This is a genomic window from Microtetraspora fusca (genome assembly GCF_001570365.1).
Taxonomy (GTDB): domain Bacteria; phylum Actinomycetota; class Actinomycetes; order Streptosporangiales; family Streptosporangiaceae; genus Microtetraspora; species Microtetraspora fusca.
Window position 1 is genome coordinate 87,254 of sequence record NZ_BBYK01000040.1, and the last position, 19,731, is coordinate 106,984.

Annotated in this window: 19 protein-coding genes and 1 riboswitch; of the genes, 9 read left to right on the top strand and 10 right to left on the bottom strand. The window is 69.7% G+C overall.

Features of this window, described 5'->3' with window-relative positions; all coding sequences use genetic code 11:
• Positions 1-81: 81 nt before the first annotated feature.
• Entirely contained in the window at positions 82-702 is a 621-nt protein-coding gene (locus AWQ68_RS05815) for an HD domain-containing protein (RefSeq protein WP_066936611.1), read from the top strand.
• Here AWQ68_RS05815 and AWQ68_RS05820 read toward each other — a convergent pair.
• The 8 genes from AWQ68_RS05820 to AWQ68_RS05855 all read right to left on the bottom strand — a co-directional run bounded on the left by AWQ68_RS05820 (position 691) and on the right by AWQ68_RS05855 (position 7,083).
• Positions 691-981, bottom strand: coding sequence for a DUF4031 domain-containing protein (locus AWQ68_RS05820; protein ID WP_066935872.1), 291 nt, complete (start codon positions 979-981; stop codon positions 691-693). The two genes, AWQ68_RS05815 and AWQ68_RS05820, sit on opposite strands and share 12 nt — an antisense overlap.
• Positions 982-1,020: 39 nt before the next feature.
• Positions 1,021-1,473, bottom strand: a complete 453-nt coding sequence (locus AWQ68_RS05825; RefSeq protein WP_066935875.1) for a PH domain-containing protein — start codon at positions 1,471-1,473, stop codon at positions 1,021-1,023.
• Between the two features lie 98 nt (positions 1,474-1,571).
• Entirely contained in the window at positions 1,572-2,054 is a 483-nt protein-coding gene (gene ribH, locus AWQ68_RS05830) for a 6,7-dimethyl-8-ribityllumazine synthase (protein WP_066935878.1), read from the bottom strand.
• A gap of 52 nt (positions 2,055-2,106) precedes the next feature.
• The gene (locus tag AWQ68_RS05835; protein ID WP_066935881.1) at positions 2,107-3,330 is read right to left on the bottom strand and encodes a bifunctional 3,4-dihydroxy-2-butanone-4-phosphate synthase/GTP cyclohydrolase II; all 1,224 of its coding nucleotides are present in this window, start codon (positions 3,328-3,330) and stop codon (positions 2,107-2,109) included.
• Positions 3,327-3,959: a nicotinamide mononucleotide transporter family protein gene (locus AWQ68_RS05840; RefSeq protein WP_066935884.1), complete on the bottom strand. Its 633-nt coding sequence runs from the start codon at positions 3,957-3,959 to the stop codon at positions 3,327-3,329. The genes AWQ68_RS05835 and AWQ68_RS05840 overlap by 4 nt, the downstream gene beginning before the upstream one ends.
• Entirely contained in the window at positions 3,956-4,564 is a 609-nt protein-coding gene (locus AWQ68_RS05845; RefSeq protein ID WP_066935887.1) for a riboflavin synthase, read from the bottom strand. Before AWQ68_RS05845 ends, AWQ68_RS05840 begins: the two co-directional genes overlap by 4 nt.
• A gap of 1 nt (position 4,565) precedes the next feature.
• Positions 4,566-5,765, bottom strand: a complete 1,200-nt coding sequence (ribD, locus tag AWQ68_RS05850; protein WP_245655768.1) for a bifunctional diaminohydroxyphosphoribosylaminopyrimidine deaminase/5-amino-6-(5-phosphoribosylamino)uracil reductase RibD — start codon at positions 5,763-5,765, stop codon at positions 4,566-4,568.
• Positions 5,766-5,909: 144 nt separating this feature from the next.
• Positions 5,910-6,067: riboswitch (FMN riboswitch) on the bottom strand.
• Positions 6,068-6,177: 110 nt separating this feature from the next.
• Positions 6,178-7,083, bottom strand: coding sequence for an oxygenase MpaB family protein (locus AWQ68_RS05855; RefSeq protein ID WP_084463685.1), 906 nt, complete (start codon positions 7,081-7,083; stop codon positions 6,178-6,180).
• A gap of 347 nt (positions 7,084-7,430) precedes the next feature.
• Between AWQ68_RS05855 and AWQ68_RS05860 the strand changes: the two genes are divergently transcribed.
• The 5 genes from AWQ68_RS05860 (at position 7,431) to AWQ68_RS45890 (ending at position 13,970) form a co-directional block, all read left to right on the top strand.
• A complete protein-coding gene (locus tag AWQ68_RS05860) occupies positions 7,431-9,164 on the top strand; it encodes an ABC transporter family substrate-binding protein (RefSeq protein ID WP_066935890.1) in 1,734 nt (577 codons plus the stop codon).
• 223 nt (positions 9,165-9,387) lie between these two features.
• Complete coding sequence (locus AWQ68_RS05865) at positions 9,388-10,896, top strand: ABC transporter permease (protein WP_066935892.1); 1,509 nt, start codon at positions 9,388-9,390, stop codon at positions 10,894-10,896.
• Between the two features lie 19 nt (positions 10,897-10,915).
• Positions 10,916-11,893: an ABC transporter permease gene (locus AWQ68_RS05870; RefSeq protein ID WP_066935895.1), complete on the top strand. Its 978-nt coding sequence runs from the start codon at positions 10,916-10,918 to the stop codon at positions 11,891-11,893.
• The gene (locus tag AWQ68_RS45885; RefSeq protein ID WP_084463687.1) at positions 11,893-12,975 is read left to right on the top strand and encodes an ABC transporter ATP-binding protein; all 1,083 of its coding nucleotides are present in this window, start codon (positions 11,893-11,895) and stop codon (positions 12,973-12,975) included. Before AWQ68_RS05870 ends, AWQ68_RS45885 begins: the two co-directional genes overlap by 1 nt.
• Entirely contained in the window at positions 12,972-13,970 is a 999-nt protein-coding gene (locus AWQ68_RS45890; RefSeq protein WP_066935898.1) for an ABC transporter ATP-binding protein, read from the top strand. Before AWQ68_RS45885 ends, AWQ68_RS45890 begins: the two co-directional genes overlap by 4 nt.
• Before the next feature lie 336 nt (positions 13,971-14,306).
• Here AWQ68_RS45890 and AWQ68_RS05885 read toward each other — a convergent pair whose 3' ends face one another.
• Positions 14,307-14,558, bottom strand: a complete 252-nt coding sequence (locus tag AWQ68_RS05885) for a hypothetical protein (RefSeq protein WP_066935901.1) — start codon at positions 14,556-14,558, stop codon at positions 14,307-14,309.
• A gap of 73 nt (positions 14,559-14,631) precedes the next feature.
• Positions 14,632-15,261, bottom strand: coding sequence for a winged helix-turn-helix domain-containing protein (locus AWQ68_RS05890; RefSeq protein ID WP_084463688.1), 630 nt, complete (start codon positions 15,259-15,261; stop codon positions 14,632-14,634).
• 588 nt (positions 15,262-15,849) lie between these two features.
• Between AWQ68_RS05890 and AWQ68_RS05895 the strand changes: the two genes are divergently transcribed.
• The 3 genes from AWQ68_RS05895 to AWQ68_RS05905 are packed head-to-tail and all read left to right on the top strand — an operon-like array spanning position 15,850 to position 19,722.
• Positions 15,850-16,857 (top strand): ABC transporter permease, encoded by a 1,008-nt coding sequence (locus AWQ68_RS05895; RefSeq protein ID WP_084463689.1) that lies wholly within the window; start codon positions 15,850-15,852, stop codon positions 16,855-16,857.
• A 36-nt stretch (positions 16,858-16,893) separates the two neighbouring features.
• Positions 16,894-18,684: an ABC transporter substrate-binding protein gene (locus AWQ68_RS05900; RefSeq protein WP_066935906.1), complete on the top strand. Its 1,791-nt coding sequence runs from the start codon at positions 16,894-16,896 to the stop codon at positions 18,682-18,684.
• A gap of 57 nt (positions 18,685-18,741) precedes the next feature.
• Entirely contained in the window at positions 18,742-19,722 is a 981-nt protein-coding gene (locus AWQ68_RS05905; RefSeq protein ID WP_066935909.1) for an ABC transporter permease, read from the top strand.
• Positions 19,723-19,731: the final 9 nt, after the last annotated feature.

A 19,731-nucleotide genomic window follows, 5' to 3' on the forward strand; every position in this document is an offset into this window, starting at 1 on the left:
GCGATCCGGCAGGACGGCGACGGCCTGGCACGGCGTCCGCGTGGCGTGGCCGGCTGTCCCCCGAGCGATATGGTCACGAGCATGGAGCCGCCCGCCCTCCGCCCTCCCGCGTCCCTGGACCTCGCCGCCTCCCCGTGCGCGGACGCGCTGCGCGCCGAACTGATCGCGCGCTGGGCGGAGCCACACCGGCGCTACCACACCACCGCGCACCTCGCCGCCGTGCTCGCCGCGATCGAGCCGCTCGCCGGGCACGCCGCCGACCCCCGGGCCGTACGGCTCGCCGCCTGGTTCCACGACGTGGTCTACGAGGGGCGGGCGGGGTGGGACGAGGAGCGCAGCGCCCAGCTCGCGCAGTCTCGCCTGGCCGCGTGCGGGGCGCCGGACGGCCTGGTCCGCGAGGTGGCGCGGCTGGTGCGGGTGACCGCGTCGCACGCGTACGAGCCCGGCGACGCGGACGCGGCGGTGCTGTGCGACGCCGACCTGTCCGTTCTGGGCGGGGAGTGGCCGGCCTACGCGGCGTACGCGCGGGCGATCCGCGAAGAGTACCGGGACGTGCCGGATGAGCTGTTCCGGGCGGGACGCGCGCAGGTCCTGCGGGGGCTCCTGGACCGGCCCCGCCTGTACGGCACGGCCGCCGGCCGGGCGCTGTGGGAGGCGCGGGCCAGGGAGAACCTCAGCAGAGAGCTGGCGTCACTCGGCTGACGGGCGCCCGGCCAGGGGACGCCGCTTGGGGCTGCGCAGCCCGGCGGCCCGCAGGCGCGACACGAGCTCCCGGCTCGACACCTGCTCGGCGCCGAGCAGGACGGCGTGGTCGTAGACCGTCTCCGGAACGTCGTAGTGATCGCGGTCGAAGGCGCGTGGCGGCACGCCGAGGAGCCGGGCGAAGCCGTGCAGCTCCTCGTACGAATGATCGCTGACGAGGTGCGACCAGAGCAGCCCGCGGGGCCCGGGCCAGTTGGGCCGGTCGATCAGCACGCTCACTCTGGACCTCACGGGGGCTCGACGATCGTAACGTGGACGTCAGTCGTGGTCGGGGGCCTCGCCGCGGGCGCGGATGAGGGCGCGCAGCTCGGAGACCGCCTTCCGGGAGCGCGCCTTCTCCGTGCCCTGGATGCCCATCGCGCCGACGCTGAAGCCGTCGGCCAGGTCGAGCTTGGGCCAGGGGTCGCCCTCGAACAGGTTCACGTCGAGCACCTGGGCCCACTCGAAGCGGTGGGTCCGCAGCGCGTTGACGACCTTGATGCCCCGCTCGTCCGCCTCCACGCGGAGCCGCCCGAGAAGGTGCAGCACGGCCGCCACCGCGATGCCGAAGGCGATCATGCCGAGCCGGTCCGGCAGATGGAACTGCTCGGGCAGGATCACCGCGAGGACCACCGAGCCCGCCACCATCACCGCCGCCATGCCGTACGCGATGAGCCGCGCCCGGCGCGGACGCCAGACCACCGGCAGCGGGGGCGGCGCGTCGGCCGTCATCGCGCGCCCCCACGTACGATGTGGCGGCCGGCGGGTGGGGTACCTCTGAGCGTCTGCATGATCACCGAGATGCGTTGGTCCTACGGGTCGCGTGCGCGCTACCGCGCGGGCACGAGCGCCGGGTCGCGGAGCAGGAGCGCGGTCTCCAGCGCGGCGACCGTCGCCTCGTACCCCTTGTCCTCGTGGCCGCCCGGCACACCGGAACGGTCGAGCGCCTGATCGAGGGTCTCACAGGTGAGCACCCCATTCCCGACCGGGGTGGACTCGTCCAGCGCGACCCTGGTCAGCCCGGCCGTCACCGAGTCGCAGACGTAGTCGAAGTGGGCCGTCTCGCCCCGGATGACCGCGCCGAGCGCCACCACCGCGTCGCACCGGCGCGCGAGGGCCTGCGCCACGACCGGGATCTCCAGCGACCCGGCCACCCGCAGCACGGTCGGCTCGGCGCCGCAGTCGCGCGCCGCCTGCACGGCCCGGTCCACCAGCCGGTCGGTGATCTCGGCGTGCCAGCGGGCCGCCACGATGCCCACGGTCAGCCCGGCCGCCTCGACCGGGGCCGCCTGGGGACGTCCGACGCCGCTCATGCCGCCTCCCGGGCCCCGTGCTCGGACGGGCCGCGCCCGTCGATCCGCTCGCTCATGCCGTCTCCTCCTCATTGGGAATGTCGTGGCCGAGCCGGTCGCGCTTGGCCGTGAGGTACTTCTCGTTGTACGGGTTGACCGCCACGGGCATGGGCTCGCGGCCGAGCACCTTGATGCCGTAGCCGTCCATGCCGCGCACCTTCGCGGGGTTGTTGGTCAGCAGCCGCACGGACTTCACGCCGAGGTCGGCGAGCATCTGGGCGGCGTTGGAGAACTCCCGCGCGTCCACCGGCAGCCCGAGCTCCACGTTGGCGTCCACGGTGTCGCTGCCGTTGTCCTGCAGCCCGTACGCGCGGAGCTTGGCGAGCAGGCCGATCCCGCGGCCCTCGTGGCCGCGCAGGTAGACCACGACGCCCCGGCCGTCCTCGGCGATGGCCCGCATGGCGTGGTCGAGCTGCACGCCGCAGTCGCAGCGCAGCGAGCCGAGCACGTCGCCGGTGAGGCACTCGGAATGGGCCCGCACCAGCACGTTCTCGCCGTCGGCCAGGTCGCCGTAGACGAGCGCCAGGTGCTCGCCGCCATCCAGCGCGCTGGAGTAGCCGTAGGCCCGCCAGAGGCCGTACCGGTTGGGGATGCGGGTCTCGGCGACCCTGGTCACCATGCGCTCGGTGCGCTTGCGGTAGTCGATGAGCTGCTCGATCGTCACGAGCGCGAGGTCGTGCTCGTCAGCGAACTCGCGCAGGGCGGGCAGCCGCTTCATGGTGCCGTCGTCGTTGACGACCTCGGCGAGGGCGCCCGCCGGGGCGAGGCCGGCCAGCCGGGCCAGGTCCACCGACGCCTCGGTGTGGCCGGGGCGGACCAGCACGCCGCCCTCCCGGTATCGCAGCGGGAAGATGTGCCCCGGCCGGACCAGCTCGTACGGCTCGGTGGCCGAGTCGCAGAGCGTACGGATCGTCCGCGCCCGGTCGGCGGCCGAGATGCCGGTGGTCACCCCGTCCCTGGCGTCCACGCTGATCGTGTACGCGGTGCGCATGCGCTCCTTGTTCTCGTGGACCATCAGCGGCAGGCCGAGCCGGTCCAGCTCGCCCCCCTCCATGGCCACGCAGATCACGCCGCTGGTGTGCCGGATCATGAACGCGACGAGCTCGGGCGTGGCCCTGGCCGCGGCGAAGATGATGTCGCCCTCGTTCTCGCGGTGCTCGTTGTCGACCACGACGACCGGCCGGCCCTCGCGGATGTCGGCGACGGCCCGTTCGATCGGGTCCAGACGGATGCTCATGTGGTAACTGCCTCCAGCGTGCGGGACTGGCGCAGCCAGTCGCGGAACCCGATCAGGACCAGGACGAAGAAGACGGCGTAGACGGCGCCGGAGACGACCAGCCCCGAGTGGAACGCCAGCGGGACGCCGACCAGGTCGACGGCGACCCACAGCAGCCAGAAGTCGACCAGCGCCCGCCCCTGCGCCCAGGTCGCCACCGCGCTGCCGACGAAGATGTACGCGTCGGGCCACGGCGCCCACGACACGTTCAGGCCGCGGGAGTTGAGGTACTGGAAGAGCAGGGCGACCGCGACGGTCCCTGCGGCCAGCGCGGTGACCAGCGCGACGCGCTCGCGCGCGGTGGCCGAGCGGACGGCCAGCGGCGCGCCGTCGCGGCTGCGGCGCGACCAGCGGACCCAGCCGTAGATCGCGAGCGCGCCGAACAGCACCTGCTTGAGCGCGTTTCCCGTGATGTGCGCGCTGATCGACGCGGCGAACAGCAGCACCGAGCCGGCGAACTGGACCGGCCAGGTCCAGATCGTCCGCTTCATCGCGAGCCACAGCGTGGCCAGCGCGCACGCGTTGCCCAGCAGGTCGGACCAGGCGACGTGCCGGCCGAGGACCTCGAACCCCGCCTCCGCCCAGTTCACGGCCGGACCCCGAGGCCGTGCGCGCCGATGAGCTTCTCGACGTGCTTGGCGAGGACGTCGACCTCCAGGTTGACCGGGTCGCCCGGCTGCTTGCGGCCGAGGGTGGTCATCTCCAGCGTGGTCGGGATCAGGCTGACGGCGAAGCCGCCCGTGTCCACGCCGGCCACGGTCAGGCTGACGCCGTCCACCGCGATCGAGCCCTTCTCGACGACGTAGCGGTCCAGCTCGGCCGGCAGGGAGATCCGCACGACGTCCCAGTGCTGGGCGGGCTCGCGGGTGAGCACCACGCCGGTGCCGTCCACGTGGCCTTGCACGATGTGGCCGCCGAGCCGCTGGTCGACGCGTACGGCCCGCTCCAGGTTGACCCGCGAGCCCGGCACCAGCACGCCGAGGCAGGAGCGGTCCAGGGTCTCCTTCATCACGTCGGCGGTGAACACGCCGTCCGCGACGTCGACGACGGTCAGGCAGACGCCGTTGACCGCGATCGACGCGCCGTGGACGGCGTCGGCGGTGACGATCTCGCCGCGCACCGACAGGCGGGCCGAGTCGGCGAGCGGCTCGATCGCGACGACCTCGCCCAGTTCCTCGACGATTCCGGTGAACATCTCAGTTCTCCTTCGATGGTGCCGGCCGGAGGGACGCGGCGGCGTCCCCGGAGCCCGGGGAGACTCCGGGGCGGAGCACGACCCGCAGGTCCGGCCCGATGGGGGTGACATCTTCGATTTCGAAGCGGTGGATGTCGGCGATCGTGGCGACACCGGCCGGGCCGAGCGCCGCCGCCCCCGCCCCCAGCAGCGCCGGGGCGAGATAGCCGACGACCCGGTCCACCAGGCCCTCCCTGACGAAGGACCCGGCCAGCCGCGGCCCGCCCTCCACGAGCACGCTCACGATCTGCCGCCGCCGCAGCTCCTCCAGGAGCACGCGCAGGTCCAGCCCGTACGGCGTGCGCGGCAGCCGTACGACGTCGGCGAGGTGCGGCGGAACGACGGCGTCGGCGGCCACCGCGACCAGGGTGGGCGCCGTCCCCGACAGGACGCGGGCCGCCTCCGGCGTGCGCGCGGCCGAGTCGACGACGACGCGCAGCGGCGGCCGCTCGGGGTCGACTCCCTCGGACGTCCTGACGGTGAGCAGGGGGTCGTCGGCGAGGACCGTGCCGATCCCCGCCACGATCGCGTCGCACTCGCCGCGCAGCCGGTGGACGTCGGCGCGGGCCTCGCCGGAGGTGATCCACTTGCTGGTGCCGTCCCGCGCCGCGGACCTGCCGTCGAGCGTGGCCGCGAACTTCCAGGTCACGTGCGGCCGGCGGGCCCGGACGGAGGTGAGCCACGCGGTGTTGACCCGCTCGGCCTCCTCGGTCAGCACGCCGACGTCGACCCGGACGCCGCGCTCCCTGAGCCGTTCGACGCCTCCGGCGGCCACGGGGTTGGGGTCGGCGACGGCGACCACGACCCGGGCGACGCCCGCGTCGAGCAGCGCCTGCACGCAGGGGCCGGTCCTGCCGGTGTGGTTGCACGGCTCCAGGGTCACGTAGGCGGTGCCGCCCCTGGCCCGCTCCCCCGCCTCGCGCAGCGCGACGACCTCGGCGTGGGGCCCTCCGGCGTAGGCGTGGAAGCCCTCGCCCACGACGGCGGAGGCGGCGTCGAGCACGACGCAGCCGACCACGGGGTTGGGGCTGGTGGTGCCGAGGCCGCGGGCCGCGAGCGCGACGGCGCGCCGCATGTGCGGCACGTCCCTGGGGTCGGCGCCGCCCACGGCTGTGTCGACGGGGACCGCGCCCTCGCGGGTCGCGGGGATCTGCTCGCTCACCCCGGTCACTCCTCCTCGCCTGTGTCGCCAGGCGGGCCCCGGGGTGTGGAAAGGACGCGGCCACGCGGGCCGCGTCGCACGGGTGGCGTCGCCGCCGGCCGGCCCGGCTACGCCGGACCCGCCGTGAAACGGCCGGTCACCCGTTCGCGCGCTTCCTCCCATCCGGACTATGACCGTCGGTCCTGGAATCGCACCAGGTCCACCGGCCGATGGCTTCGGCCGGGTCGCGGACTTCACCGCGTCCCCGAGAGGGGACGGATGTCACCGCCGGTTCGGAATTTCACCGACCCCGGAGCACGCTTGCTCTCTGTCTTATGCGTGGTCGCGTACCCGAGTGCCGGGTTCGCTCCCGCTTATCAGTCTGCCATGGCCTGGCAAACCGCTCCCAACCCACCCCCAAGGGGGCGTCGAGTCAGGCGTGGAGCGCCTCGTACGCGGCGACGGCCTCCCTGGCCCGGAGCGCGACGGGCGAGTAGCGCATCTGGGCGGGCACCAGGCCGAGCCCCCGGTGCAGCGTCCTGAGCGTGGCGCTCGCCCACAGGTCGCCCAGCGGCGTGGCGGGCAGGCCGTACAGGCGGCGCGCCCAGCGGGGCAGCGACGCGAACGCGAGGGTCATGATCATCGGAAGAACGGCCCTGAGCGGGGCGAGACGCAGCGGCAGCGGCGCGTTGAGCGCCAGCAGCAGCGGATGCGACGCCTCGGGAACGAAGTAGAGGCCCGGCCGCCGCTCCTCCATGTAGTCGTGCAGCTCGGCGACCGTCCCGGGGACGTCGTCCGGCCGCAGCCCGACGACCTCGGCGGCGCGCCGCCACTCGGCCACGAACCGGTCGGCGTCGGCGTCGCTCAGCGAGACGCCCGCCCGGCGGGCGACCGACAGATAGGAGTCGACCTCGCCGACGTGGACCCAGCGCAGCGCGTCGGGGTCGTCGAGCCGGAACCGCTCGTCCCGGTCCGGGTCGAACGCCGTCAACGCGGCGTGGATGCGGCGCACCCGGGCTCCGGCGGCGGCCACCTCGGCCGTGGTCCCGAAGGTCCGCACGCGGACGAAGTCGGTCGTGCGCTGGAACCGGGCCCAGGCCTCGGCCGGGTCGAGGAGCGCGGAGTTCTGCAGGACGCCGCGCATGGCGCGCGGGTGCAGGCCCTGCATGAGCAGCGCCCGGAAGCCGCCGACCATGAGGATCGGCTCGCCCATCACCCGCCAGGTCACCGAGCCGGGGCCGAAGATGCCGTGGTCCTCGCGCCCGCGGGCTCCCGCGCGGACGCCCGTGCCGCGTTCCGTCCCGCCCGCGCGGACGCCCGTGCCGCCGCTGCCGCTCATGTCGGCCTCCTGCCGTCGTGCCGAGAACGCCGAGGGCGCCGAAGGCGAAGCCGCCCCGGACGGCCGTCGTGATCGGCCTCCGATAGGTCCCCGCTCGGTTCACGACACCACACTAAATCCGAAAATCTAACACCAGAAGTCAAAATGTCTTGATTGTGTGAAGATCGCGTCACGATCCCGTGAGCTGGGACGATCGGGTCGTTATAGATCGGGACAAAGCTCAGCAGACCGTGTGAACCAGGCATCAGATTCACAACGTTCCGTTCCTACCCTCTTCCGTCAAGAAACGAAATGGTGCTAGTTATCCGGGAGAGTTGTGACAGCTCATGCCTTTGAGGAGAAAATTCGTGTCATACGCACGGAGGACCGGAAAGTTCCTCGCGGTTGCCACAGGAGCGGCGATCCTGCTGACCGCCTGTGGCTCCGGCGAGAAGACGCCCGCCGCTGAGGGCACCGCTCCGGCGAGCAACGCCCCCGCCGCCGACACCCAGACCATCACCCACGCCCACGAGCAGGAGATCGGCTCCTACAACAACAACACGTCCGAGGAGTACTCCTCCAAGGACGCGATCGTTCTCAACCGGGTGCTGCCGGACGTCTGGTACTTCGGCGCGGACGGATCGGTCCAGCGCAACACGGACATGGCGACCTACGAGAAGGTCTCCGACAGCCCGCTGACGGTCAAGTACACCTTCAACCCGAACGCGTCCTGGTCCGACGGCCAGCCGATCGGCTGCGCCGACGTGCTGCTGACCTACGCCACGGGCTCGGGCAAGTTCCCCGATTTCTCCTTCATCGACACCGAGCAGTGGCCCCGGGTCGAGATGCCCGACTGCAAGGTCGGCGACAAGGAGGTCACGCTCAAGTACAAGAAGTCCTTCGTCGACTGGGAAGCCATGACGATGGTCACCCAGCCGGCGCACATCGTCGCCGAGCAGGGCGGGCTCACGGTCGAGCAGCTGGTCGACGCCATCAAGTCGGGTGACAAGGCCAAGCTGAAGAAGGCCGCCCAGTTCTACAACAAGGGCTGGCTCTTCAACGGCAAGCTGCCGGACAAGAAGCTCATGCCCTCCTCCGGCCAGTTCCTGATCGACTCCTACTCGCCGGGTCAGTCCATCACGCTGGCCAGGAACGAGAACTACTGGGGCGAGAAGGCCAAGGCCGCCAAGGTCGTCATCCGCTTCATCCCGCAGGACGAGCAGGTCCAGGCGCTGCAGAACGGTGAGACCAACATCATCGAGCCGCAGTCGAACCCCGACGTCCTGGCCCAGCTCAACGGGCTGAGCGGTGTCACGGTGAAGACGGGTGACCAGTTCCTCTTCGACCACCTGGACTTCAACTTCAATAAGGGCCCGTTCAAGGACGACATCAACCTCCGCAAGGCGTTCGCGCTCTGCGTGCCGCGCCAGCAGATCGTCGACAACCTGATCAAGCCGCAGAACCCGCAGGCCGCCCCGATGGACGTGCGCAACATCGCCCCGTTCCAGCCGGGCTACGCCGAGGCGGTCTCCTTCAGCGGCGGCGACAAGTGGAACACCGTCGACATCGAGGGCGCCAAGAAGCTGCTCGGCGGCAAGAAGGTGAAGGTCCGGATCGGCTACAACCAGCCGAACCCGCGCCGCACCCAGGTCGTCGAGCTGATCAAGGCCTCCTGTGACCAGGCCGGCTTCGACATCGAGGACACCGGCAGCGAGAAGTTCTTCGACGAGAGCGGCGACCTCGCCACCGGCAACTTCGACGTCGCGCTCTTCGGCTGGTCCGGCTCGGCCCTGAACAGCGGCTGGACCTCCACCTACAGCACCGTCAAGAAGTGCACCCCCGAGGGCAAGGGCAACAACAAGGGCTGCTACTCCAACAAGGAGGTCGACAAGCTCACCGACGAGATGCTCGGCGAGACCGACCCGGCCAAGACGCAGGAGATCATCAAGCAGATCGAGAAGATCCTCTGGGACGACCTGGCCACCATCCCGCTCTACTCCCAGCCGGCGCTCGCCGCGTGGAGCGAGAACCTGGCGAACGTCCAGCCCAACCCCTCCCAGGCCTCCATCACCTGGAACATGCACCAGTGGGCCATGCAGTAAGTCGGGTGGCAACCTGACGACACAGCAGGTCAGGTGACTTCCTGACGGCCGCGAGGCCGGGCGCGAGCCCGGCCTCGCGTGGCGCCTGAGGGCGTCGCCACATCTCATGAACCACCGGTCCGCCGGCGCTCCGCCTCACCAGGCGGTCCGGCGGGTCCGGATCACCGGGTCGCGCCCCGCCACCCCGCCACGGCCGGCCCGTCACCCGCAGGAGGTCGGGGAAATGCTTGCATTCATCGCGCGGCGGCTGGCCATATCGTGCCTCGTCTTGCTCGCCGCGACATTCATCATGTTCGTCCTGGTGGCCCTGTCAGGGGATCCGCTCGCCGATCTGCGCGAGCAGTCGACCCCGCAGGCGCAGGCGCAGATGGCGGCCCGTACCGCGGCCATGAGACTCGACGTCCCGGTCCCCGTCCGCTACCTCGGCTGGCTCGGCGACCTCCTTCACGGAAACCTGGGCGTCGACAAGAGCGGCAACCCGGTCAGCGCCCAGCTCGCCCAGGCGACCGCGGCCACCCTCCAGCTCGTCATCGTGGCGACCCTGCTGGGCGCGTTCATCGGCGTCACGATCGGTATCATCTCCGCGCTGCGCCAGTACAGCAGCTTCGACCACGGGATCACCTTCGCAGCGTTCGTGTGCTTCTCGCTACCGGTTTTCTGGGTGGCGACGATGCTCAAGCAGTACGTGGCGATCGAGTTCAACGACTGGCTGCGCGACCCCGTCATACCCACCTGGGTCATCCTGGCGGCCGCCGTGTTCGCCGGGCTGGTCTGGGCCTCGATCTACAACGGGGGGCGGCGCGGGAAACTGATCGCCTTCGGCATCGGACTCGTCGTCACGGCCGTCATCCTCTACGCCCTGTCCGCGAGCCGCTGGTTCGCCGACCCCGGCCTCGGCTTCCCCTTCGTCCTCGTGGTGTCGCTCGCGGCTGCGGCGGGCGTCGCGGTGCTGGTCTCCGGCTGGGAAAACCTCCAGCCGATGTACGCGGCGCTGGCCGCCGCGGGCGTGGGCGCGCTGCTGTACTACCCGCTGCAGCAGGTGCTGTCCGACGCGAACATGCTCTCCATCCTGGGGCTCGGCCTCCTCACGATCGTGGTGAGCTGGGTGCTCGGTCACATGCTGGGCGGGCTGCTGCGCCGCCAGGCCATCCCCGTGGCCATCTTCAGCGGGCTGCTCACCGGCGGTCTGATCTTCTTCGACCGGCTCCTCCAGGCATGGGGAGGCTACGTGACCTCGGTGCGTGGCCGTCCGGTCGCCACGATCGGGTCCGAGACCCCCAACTACACCGGTGACTTCTGGAACGTCTCGCTGGACGCCTCCATGCACCTGCTGCTGCCCACGCTGGCGCTCATCCTGATCGGCCTGGCCGGTCACTCGCGCTACAGCAGGGCCAGCATGCTGGAGGTGATGAACCACGACTACGTCCGTACGGCACGGGCCAAGGGCCTGCCCGAGCGCACCGTGATCATCAAGCACGCGTTCCGCAACGGAATGATTCCGATCACCACGATCCTCGCGCTCGACTTCGCCGGGGTCTTCAGTGGAGCGGTCGTCACCGAGCACGTCTTCGGCTGGCGGGGGCTGGGAGAGATGTTCAACAAGGCGCTCAAGGCAGTGGACCCCATGCCGATCATGGGCTTCTTCCTGGTCGCGGGTGCTGCCATCGTGATCTGGAACATGATCGCGGACATCGCCTACGCCTACCTCGACCCGCGCATCCGGCTGTCGTGACGGAGCGGAGACACTTTCGATGACACTGAACACAGAGCAGGTCGAGCCCGGCGTCGACACGCAGGGTATGACCATCGCCGCCCGCACCCAGCGCCAGCTCGTCACCCGCAGGTTCTTCCGGCACAAGGGCGCGCTGTTCGGCCTGGCCCTGTTCGCCCTGGTCTTCATCCTGGCCTTCTCCTCGATCGGTTTCGGGCCGATCCCGGGCTGGTGGGACAAGTCATGGACAGGCACCGGCACCGTCCTGGACCGTGGGCGTCCCACGCTCAGCCTGCTCCCCGAGTTCCTCGGCGGCACGGGCATCCACCTCGGCGAGCACCCGTTCGGCCAGGACAACCTCGGCAAGGACTACTTCGCGCTCACCATGCGCGGCGCGCAGATCTCGATCATCGTGGCGCTGGCCATCGGCCTGGTCTCCACGGTCGTGGGCACCGTGATCGGCGCCCTGGCCGGTTACTTCCGCGGCTGGGCCGAGTCGGTGCTGATGCGGTTCACCGACGTGATGATCACTATCCCGGTCATCGTCATCGGCGCCGTCGTCGGCCGGATGGCGGGCAACCTGGGCCCGTACTTTCTGGCCCTGATGCTCGGCATCATCACCTGGACCAGCGTCGCCCGCCTGGTCCGCGGCCAGTTCCTGTCGCTGCGCGAGAAGGAGTTCGTGGAGGCCGCGCGCGCCGTGGGCACGTCCGCCAACCGGATCATCTTCAAGCACATCCTGCCCAACACGCTCGGCGTGATCATCGTGAGCGCCACGCTCGCGGTCTCCTCCGGCATCCTGCTGGAGACGGCGCTGTCGTTCCTCGGATTCGGCGTCAAGCTCCCGGACACCTCGCTCGGACAGCTCATCGAGACCTACCGCAGCGCCATGGTGACCCGGCCGTGGCTCTTCTGGTGGCCGGGCATCTTCATCATCGCGATCGCGCTGTCGGTCAACTTCATCGGCGACGGCCTGCGCGACGCCTTCGATCCTCGACAGAACCGGGTGCGCAACTGATGACGACCAACACACAGGGTGTCCACATCGGTCGGCGCCTGTCGGACTCCAAGCGCCCCGGCGAGACCGAGATCCTGAAGGTCGAGAACCTCCAGGTCAGCTTCCCCACCGACGACGGCCTCGTGCAGGCCGTACGCGGGGTGTCCTACACGGTGCGCGAGCGCGAGGTGCTCGGCATCGTCGGCGAGTCCGGCTCCGGCAAGTCGGTCTCGTCGATGGCGGTCATGGGCCTGCTGCCCAAGAGCGCCAGGATCACCGGCAGCATCCGCTACAGGGGCGAGGACGTCCTGGCCATGAGCGAGCGCAAGCGCCGCGGGCTGCGTGGACGCAAGATCGCCATGGTCTTCCAGGACCCGATGACCGCGCTCAACCCGGTGCACACCATCGGCGACCAGCTCGCCGAGGCGGTGCTGGCCCACGAGCTGATCCCGCGCAAGGAGGCGATGGCCCGCGCCAAGGAGATGCTCGACCTGGTGGGCATCCCCCAGGCCGAGGCCCGGCTGCGCAGCTATCCGCACGAGTTCTCCGGCGGCATGCGGCAGCGCGCGATGATCGCCATGGCGATCATCAACAACCCGGACGTGATCATCGCCGATGAGCCGACCACGGCGCTCGACGTGACCGTCCAGGCGCAGATCCTGGAGAAGCTGCTGGAGGTCAAGGACGCGGTGGACGCCGCGATCGTGCTCATCACGCACGACCTCGGCGTCATCGCCGGCATGGCCCACCGCGTCCTCGTCATGTACGCCGGCAAGCCGGTGGAGATCGGCGAGGTCGACCAGGTCTTCGCCCAGCCCCGCATGCCGTACACGGTGGGCCTGCTCGGGTCGATCCCGTCGGCGTCCGTCTCCGGCGATCGGCTGCAGCCGATCAAGGGCACGCCGCCCTCGCTGATCAACCTGCCGGTGGGCTGCCCGTTCTCCCCGCGCTGCCCGCTCGCCGACGACAAGTGCCGTACGGCGGAGCCGCCCATGGAGGAGACCGACACCGGCACGCAGTTGGCCGCCTGCCACCACTGGCCCCGGCTGGCCGAGGCCACGGACCCGACCGCGTTCTTCCGCACGAACAGCGAGACCTCATGACCGAGAACACGCCTCTGTTGGAGGTCGAGGACCTGGTGATGCGCTTCCCCGTCAGGGGGACCGGCCTCATCCGCCGGGTCGTCGGCCACGTCCAGGCCGTCAGCGGCGTCTCCCTGCAGGTGGACAGGGGCGAGACGCTCGGAGTCGTCGGCGAGTCCGGCTGCGGCAAGTCCACGACGGGACGCGCGATCCTGCAGCTCCATCGGCCCACCTCCGGCTCCGTCCGGTTCGAGGGCAAGGAACTGACCACGATGACGGCCAAGCAGATGCAGGCCGTACGGCGGGACATCCAGATCGTCTTCCAGGACCCCTACGCGTCACTCAACCCGACGATGCCGGTCAACGACATCATCGCCGAGCCGCTCAAGGTCCACGGCCTGTGGAAGTCCACGGGGCCGGAGAAGGTCGCCGAGCTGCTCCGCATGGTCGGGCTCAGCCCCGAGCACGGCAACCGCTACCCGCACGAGTTCTCCGGCGGGCAGCGTCAGCGCGTCGGCATCGCCCGGGCGCTGGCGCTGGAGCCGAAGCTGCTGATCCTCGACGAGCCCGTCTCCGCGCTGGACGTGTCGGTCCAGGCCGGCGTGGTGAACCTGCTGGAGGACCTGCAGGACAGGCTCGGCCTCGCGTACGTGTTCATCGCGCACGACCTGTCGGTGGTCCGGCACATCTCGGACCGGGTCGCGGTGATGTACCTGGGCAAGATCGTGGAGATGGCCGACCGCGACGACCTCTACGACCGGCCGATGCATCCGTACGCCCAGGCTCTCCTCTCGGCGGCCCCGACGGCCGATCCGGCGGTGGAGCGGCGCAGGGAGCGGATCATCCTCACCGGTGACGTGCCGAGCCCGATCGACCCGCCGAGCGGCTGCCGCTTCCGCACCCGCTGCTGGAAGGCGCAGAGCATCTGCATCAGCGAGGAGCCTCCGCTGACCGACCGCGGCGACGGCCACCATGTGGCCTGCCACTTCGCCGAGATCAACACGGCCGTCAGCTAGGCATCCGCCGAACCCGGGCCCCCGGCCGCCCCCTCCCCGGCCGGGGGCCCGTCCCATCTCCGCCCAACACGGGCGGGCGGACGGTCCCCCGAGGTAGTCGGGCGCACTCCGGCGCCTCCCACGACTCCGGGACTCTCGATCCACCCCCGACGCTCGGGGCCGAGCGCGGCCTGGTCGGTGCTTCCCCCCGAAACCGGCGGTTCTCCGTTCGGAGCAGGTACTTCCGCACCAGGTTCCCTGCTGGGAGTGGGCGATTTCCGGCCCGAAGCCGACGCCCGGCGGCCTGGGGCCGACGCTTCCCGGCCCGCAGGAGGAGGCGTACGGCTGCCCTGAGCATCAGGGCTCGCACATCGGGCGCGGCAGGGGGTCGATACCGTCGGCCAGGCCGCGCATGGCGGCGGCCAGCCGATGGCGCACACCCCCGAGGATGCTCGCCGCCATCCGGTCTTCGGCGTCGCCCGCGCGGACGCGTCGCGCCGCGCGGAGGCGACGGCGCAGGCCGGTCTCCGCGACGAGTTCGGCGTGGGCCCGGTTGATGTCGGCCAGCCCCATCTCGGCGGCCTTCCGCATGTCGTCCATCGTGCTCATCTGCTTTCGTTCAGGGGGTGGATAAGGGCGACCGCGGCGCGTCTCGCCTCGCCCGCGTGGCTGTGCCGGCGGGTCACTCCGTCCCGGCGTCCTTCTCGGGACCGTCCTTCTCGGGACCGTCCTTCTCGGGACCGTCCTTCTCGGGACCGTCCTTTTCGGTGTCGCCGGTGGAGGGAAGCGGGGACGCGTTCGTCAGGATGCGGACGAAACGCGCGCCCTCCGGCGCCGGGGCGCGCCCGGCGATCCGATCGGCGTACGGCTCCATGAGTTTCCTGAATGCTTCGCCCAGTTCGTCGAGCTCCTCGGCCGTCATAGGAGCCGTGACGGTGGAGGTGAATCCGGCCTTTCGCCACTCCTCCGGCGCGTGCTTGCGGCCTTCGATCCACTCCAGCATGCGGACGGCCTCGCGTTCGATGTAGACCCGCTCGAACTCGGCCGCCGCCGGGGTGCCCGGAGACCACTGCTGCTCGACGTCGACGATCTTCCATGGCCGCTCCCGCTGGTCGGTCGACGAAGGGGCCTCGGCCACGAAGCCGTACTTGGCGAGCTGGCGCAGGTGGAAGGAACAGGACGCCTGGCTGGTGCCCAGATGTCGCGCGCAGGTCGCCGCCGTGGCGGGTCCGATACGGGCCAGCAAGTCGAGCAGATCCAGTCTCAGAGGGTGCGCCACTGCCCGCATGGCGCGAGGGTCGGTGACTCGCATATGCCAAAGCTATCTTTGACGCTTCAAGGTGTCAAACACTTCTTTGGCATCGACGCCCCGCCCCTCGCGCGGCGTCCATGAACCTTGGCCGAGGGGCCACTTCGCCGGAGGGAACCCCCGGTCCTCGCGAAGCCCGCTTCGCCGGACGTCCGGTCCTCGCTTCCTTCCGCGCCGCCCCCTCAATCCCGGCGAACGCTCGCGGACAGCGCACCCGGGAACCCGGGCCGGCCGGCCCCCCGCGACGCCGAGCCCCGAAAAGGACTGTCCGAAACACGCGGTTAAATCACTCCGATTCGACTGCGGCAATTCCCCGAAAGCCGCGATTCCGGCGAATTGCACCGCAACATCATCCGGATTGCGTCACGAAATCGTGACATACGCTCATACGTATAGTCGACATGGTCTCTCGCAACATCCACCCAGGTCAACGCCTCACCTCGACACAAGGTGATTTACTTTGGAGCACGAACCAGGCAAGAAATAAATGACGTCCGCCCTCTCATTGACCCACGGAAAATAACTTGCCAAAGTTCCCTCAAGTCGGGATTTCTACCGACCTTTGATGTCCCTCTCGGGAGCTCCATCGCGATGACGATCCCTTCAGAGACCACCGCAGAGCCGACGGCGGCGATCGCACCCGCCGCGTCCGGCGGAGACCTGGTCGGACGATCACCCGGCCAGCTCATGTGGCGGCGCTTCCGCCGGGACCCGACAGGCATGATCTCGGCGGTCATCGTCCTGCTCTTCATCCTGGTCGCCGTCGCCGCCCCGCTGATCTCCCTGCTGTACGGCAAGGACCCCTACACGACCTACGGCCAGGACCGGCCCGGCCTGCTGAACGACTTCGGCTTCCCGCTCCTGCCCAACGGCGGCATCAGCTCGGAGTTCTGGTTCGGCATCGAGCCCGGCCTCGGCCGCGACGTCTTCATGCAGCTCGTGTACGGCATCCGCACCTCGCTACTGATCGCGCTGGCGGCCACGGTCGCCACCACGCTGATCGGCATCGTGATCGGCATCGTCGCCGGCTACGTGGGCGGCAGGACCGACTACCTCATCGGCCGCGTGATCGACGTCCTGCTGTCGTTCCCCTCGACGCTCTTCATCATCGCGTTCATGCCGGTGCTGGAGAACATCATGGTCAAGCCGGAGGAGGAGACGCCGGTCTGGCTGCGCGCGGCGGCGCTGATCACCTTCCTGACGGTCTTCGGCTGGGCCGGGCTGGCGCGTCTGCTGCGCGGCAACGTGCTCTCCCTGCGCGAACGGGAGTTCGTCGAGGCGGCCAAGGTCACCGGCGCCTCGCCGGCCCGGATCGTCTTCCGGGAACTGCTGCCCAACCTGTGGACCCCGATCCTGATCCAGTCGACGCTGCTGCTGCCCGCCCTCGTCACCTCCGAGGCCGCACTGTCCTTCCTGGGCGTCGGCATGATCGAGCCGACCCCGGACTGGGGCCGCATGTTCCTGCGCGGCACCGAGGTCTACACCGACGACATCACCTACCTGATGTTCCCCGGCATCGCCCTGCTGATCTTCGTCATCGCGTTCAACCTGCTCGGAGACTCCGTGCGCGACGCCTTCGACCCCAAGATCAGACGCTGACCGCGTCTCCCGCAGATCCCCCAGATTAGGAGCGACATGTCCATCCGCAAGCGTTCGACGGTGGCCGTTCTCGCCGTCGGCGTCCTGGCTCTCACCGGCGCCTGTGCCAAGGGCGGCGGAGGCGGGACGCCCGCCGACGCCGGCAACCCGTCCGGCGCCGCGTCGGACCGGGGGCCGTCCGCCAACACCGCGCCGAAGATCACCATCGGCACGGCCGACGACTCCAAGGGGCCCGCGATCGCGCCGGAGGGCGTCGTCAAGGGCGGCACGATCACCATGATCGACCGCGACGACTACGCCCACCTCGACCCGGGCCGCATCTACTCCAACACCGAGGGCAACTTCGCCCTGGTATACGCCCGCCAGCTCACGGGTTACAAGCGGATCGCGAAGAACGACTACAAGCTGGTCGGCGACCTCGCCACCGACACCGGCCAGGTGTCCGACGGCGGCAAGACCTGGAAGTTCACGCTGAAGGACGGCGTGAAGTGGCAGGACGGCACCCCGATCACCTCCGGTGACGTGAAGTGGTCCATCGAGCGCCTCTTCGCCTCCTACAGCACCGAGGGCGCCCCCTACGTCCAGCAGTGGCTGACGCAGGAGAACTACAAGAAGGCCTACAAGGGCCCCTACGACGGCAAGCACCTCGACAACGTCGAGACTCCCGACGACAAGACCATCGTCTTCAAGTTCAAGGAGCCGCACGCCGACGCGAACTTCGCGCTGGCGATGACGACCTACGGCATCGTGCCCAAGGCGAAGGACACCAAGGAGAAGTACGACAAGGAGCCCTTCTCCAGCGGTCCGTACATCATCGCCAACCACGTCACGGACAAGTCGATGGATCTGGAGCGCAACCCGAACTGGGACCCGGCCACCGACCCGATCCGCGGCGCGTACCCGGACAAGTGGCATCTGGAGTTCGGCTACCAGGCCCTCCAGGTCACCGACCGGTTCATCGCCGACGCGGGTGACGACAAGAAGACGTTCAGTTTCTACACGCACGTCGCACCGGAGCGGCTCCAGCAGGTGTTGTCCGACCCCGCCCTCAAGCCGCGCCTGTTGAGCCAGCCGTCACCGTACGCGGACTACTACTACTTCAACCTCGACCGGGTGAAGGACATCAAGATCCGCCAGGCGATCAACTACGCGTGGCCGGCCAAGCAGATCCAGCAGATCGGAGGCGGACCGGCCTCCTCGGTGATCTCCACCACGATCCTCAACCCCACCCTGGCGGGCTACCAGGAATACGACCTCTTCAACAAGAGGGCCAAGCCCGAGGGTGACGTCGAGAAGGCGAAGGAGCTGCTCGCCCAGTCGAGCAACCCGCACCCGACGATCGTCTACGCCTACAACCAGACGCCGACCCAGGAGCGCGTCACCGTCGCGATCAAGACGGCGCTGGAGAAGGCCGGCATCAACGTCGTCGCCAAGCCGCTCAACCCCAAGACCTGGTACGACTCGGTTACCAAGATCGACAACGGGTTCGACATCTACTGGGGCGGCTGGGGCGCCGACTGGCCCAACGCGGCCACGGTCTTCCCGGTGATCTTCGGACCGGTCGTCGAGGGCGGGCAGAACGTCTCCCACTTGAAGGACCCGGAGATCGAGGCGGAGATCAAGCGCATCCAGGGCATGAGCGACGCCAACGAGGCGAACAAGGCGTGGGGCGCCCTCGACAAGACCATCATGGAGAAGGTGACGCCGCTGATCCCCGACGTGAACAGCATCTCCAACCAGCTGAACGGCTCGCTGATCGGCGGCGCCGAGATCGACCCGATCAGCTGGGTCGTCTCCCCGAACACCATCTTCGTGAAGCAGCAGTAGGCCACGCCTCCGGGGCGCCTCGCGCGAGGCGCCCCGGAGCCCCGCACAGGAGCTCCAGTGCTTCGTTTCCTGACTCGCAGAGGTCTCGGCGCGGCGTTCATCCTTCTGATCGTCGCCGCCGTGACGTTCTTCCTCTTCTTCGCCGTACCCGGCGACCCCGCCCGGCTCGCCTGCGGCAAGGTCTGCCCGCCCGAGACGCTCGTCCAGGCGAGGCACAACCTCGGCCTGGACCAGCCGATCTTCGTCCAGTTCGTCGAGTGGGTCTCCGGGATCTTCGTCGGCCGCGACTACGAAGAGCTGGGGCACTGCCCGGCTCCCTGCCTGGGCTATTCGTTCGTGAACCGGGAGCCGGTCTTCGGCACGATCGTCGACCGGCTGCCGGTGACGCTCTCGCTGACCGTCGGCGCGGCGATCATCTTCCTGCTCTTCGGCGTCGGCACCGGCATCATCGCCGCGCTGAACCAGGGCAAGGCGCTCGACAAGGTCGCCAGCGTGTCGTCCCTGATCGGCGCCTCGGTGCAGATCTACTTCGTCGGCACCCTCGCCATGTACTTCCTCGTCTTCCAGTGGCAGATCATCGAACGGCCCCGCTACGTGCCGATCACCGAGGACCCGATCGGCTGGGCGTACGGCCTGCTGCTGCCGTGGATCGTCCTGGCGATCATCTTCACCGCCAACTACACCCGCATGACCCGCTCGACCATGGTGGAACAGCTCAGCGAGGACTACGTCCGCACGGCACGCGCGAAGGGCATGTCCGCGCGGACGGTCGTGCTGCGGTTCGCGCTGCGCGGCACGCTCACCCCCATCGCGACGATCTTCGGCATCGACCTCGCCACCCTCATCGGCGGCGCGATCATCACCGAGACGACCTTCAGCCTCCAGGGCATCGGCCGCCTGTCGATCCAGTCGGTCAACAACGACGACCTGCCGATGCTGATGGCCACCGTCCTGCTCGCCGCCGCCGCGATCGTCGTCTTCAACGTCATCGTCGACGCGCTCTACGCCGTCATCGACCCGCGCGTCCGCCTCAGCTAGGAGCCATCG

Excerpts from the sequence above, each read along its gene's own strand:
- AWQ68_RS05815 (WP_066936611.1), top strand. The coding sequence starts at position 82 with ATGGAGCCGCCCGCCCTCCGCCCTCCCGCGTCCCTGGACCTCGCCGCC.
- AWQ68_RS05825 (WP_066935875.1), bottom strand. The coding sequence starts at position 1,473 with ATGACGGCCGACGCGCCGCCCCCGCTGCCGGTGGTCTGGCGTCCGCGC.
- ribH (WP_066935878.1), bottom strand. The coding sequence starts at position 2,054 with ATGAGCGGCGTCGGACGTCCCCAGGCGGCCCCGGTCGAGGCGGCCGGG.
- AWQ68_RS05835 (WP_066935881.1), bottom strand. The coding sequence starts at position 3,330 with ATGAGCATCCGTCTGGACCCGATCGAACGGGCCGTCGCCGACATCCGC.
- AWQ68_RS05845 (WP_066935887.1), bottom strand. The coding sequence starts at position 4,564 with ATGTTCACCGGAATCGTCGAGGAACTGGGCGAGGTCGTCGCGATCGAG.
- AWQ68_RS05855 (WP_084463685.1), bottom strand. The coding sequence starts at position 7,083 with ATGAGCGGCAGCGGCGGCACGGGCGTCCGCGCGGGCGGGACGGAACGC.
- AWQ68_RS05865 (WP_066935892.1), top strand. The coding sequence starts at position 9,388 with ATGCTTGCATTCATCGCGCGGCGGCTGGCCATATCGTGCCTCGTCTTG.
- AWQ68_RS05870 (WP_066935895.1), top strand. The coding sequence starts at position 10,916 with ATGACACTGAACACAGAGCAGGTCGAGCCCGGCGTCGACACGCAGGGT.
- AWQ68_RS45885 (WP_084463687.1), top strand. The coding sequence starts at position 11,893 with ATGACGACCAACACACAGGGTGTCCACATCGGTCGGCGCCTGTCGGAC.
- AWQ68_RS45890 (WP_066935898.1), top strand. The coding sequence starts at position 12,972 with ATGACCGAGAACACGCCTCTGTTGGAGGTCGAGGACCTGGTGATGCGC.
- AWQ68_RS05885 (WP_066935901.1), bottom strand. The coding sequence starts at position 14,558 with ATGAGCACGATGGACGACATGCGGAAGGCCGCCGAGATGGGGCTGGCC.
- AWQ68_RS05890 (WP_084463688.1), bottom strand. The coding sequence starts at position 15,261 with ATGCGAGTCACCGACCCTCGCGCCATGCGGGCAGTGGCGCACCCTCTG.
- AWQ68_RS05895 (WP_084463689.1), top strand. The coding sequence starts at position 15,850 with ATGACGATCCCTTCAGAGACCACCGCAGAGCCGACGGCGGCGATCGCA.
- AWQ68_RS05900 (WP_066935906.1), top strand. The coding sequence starts at position 16,894 with ATGTCCATCCGCAAGCGTTCGACGGTGGCCGTTCTCGCCGTCGGCGTC.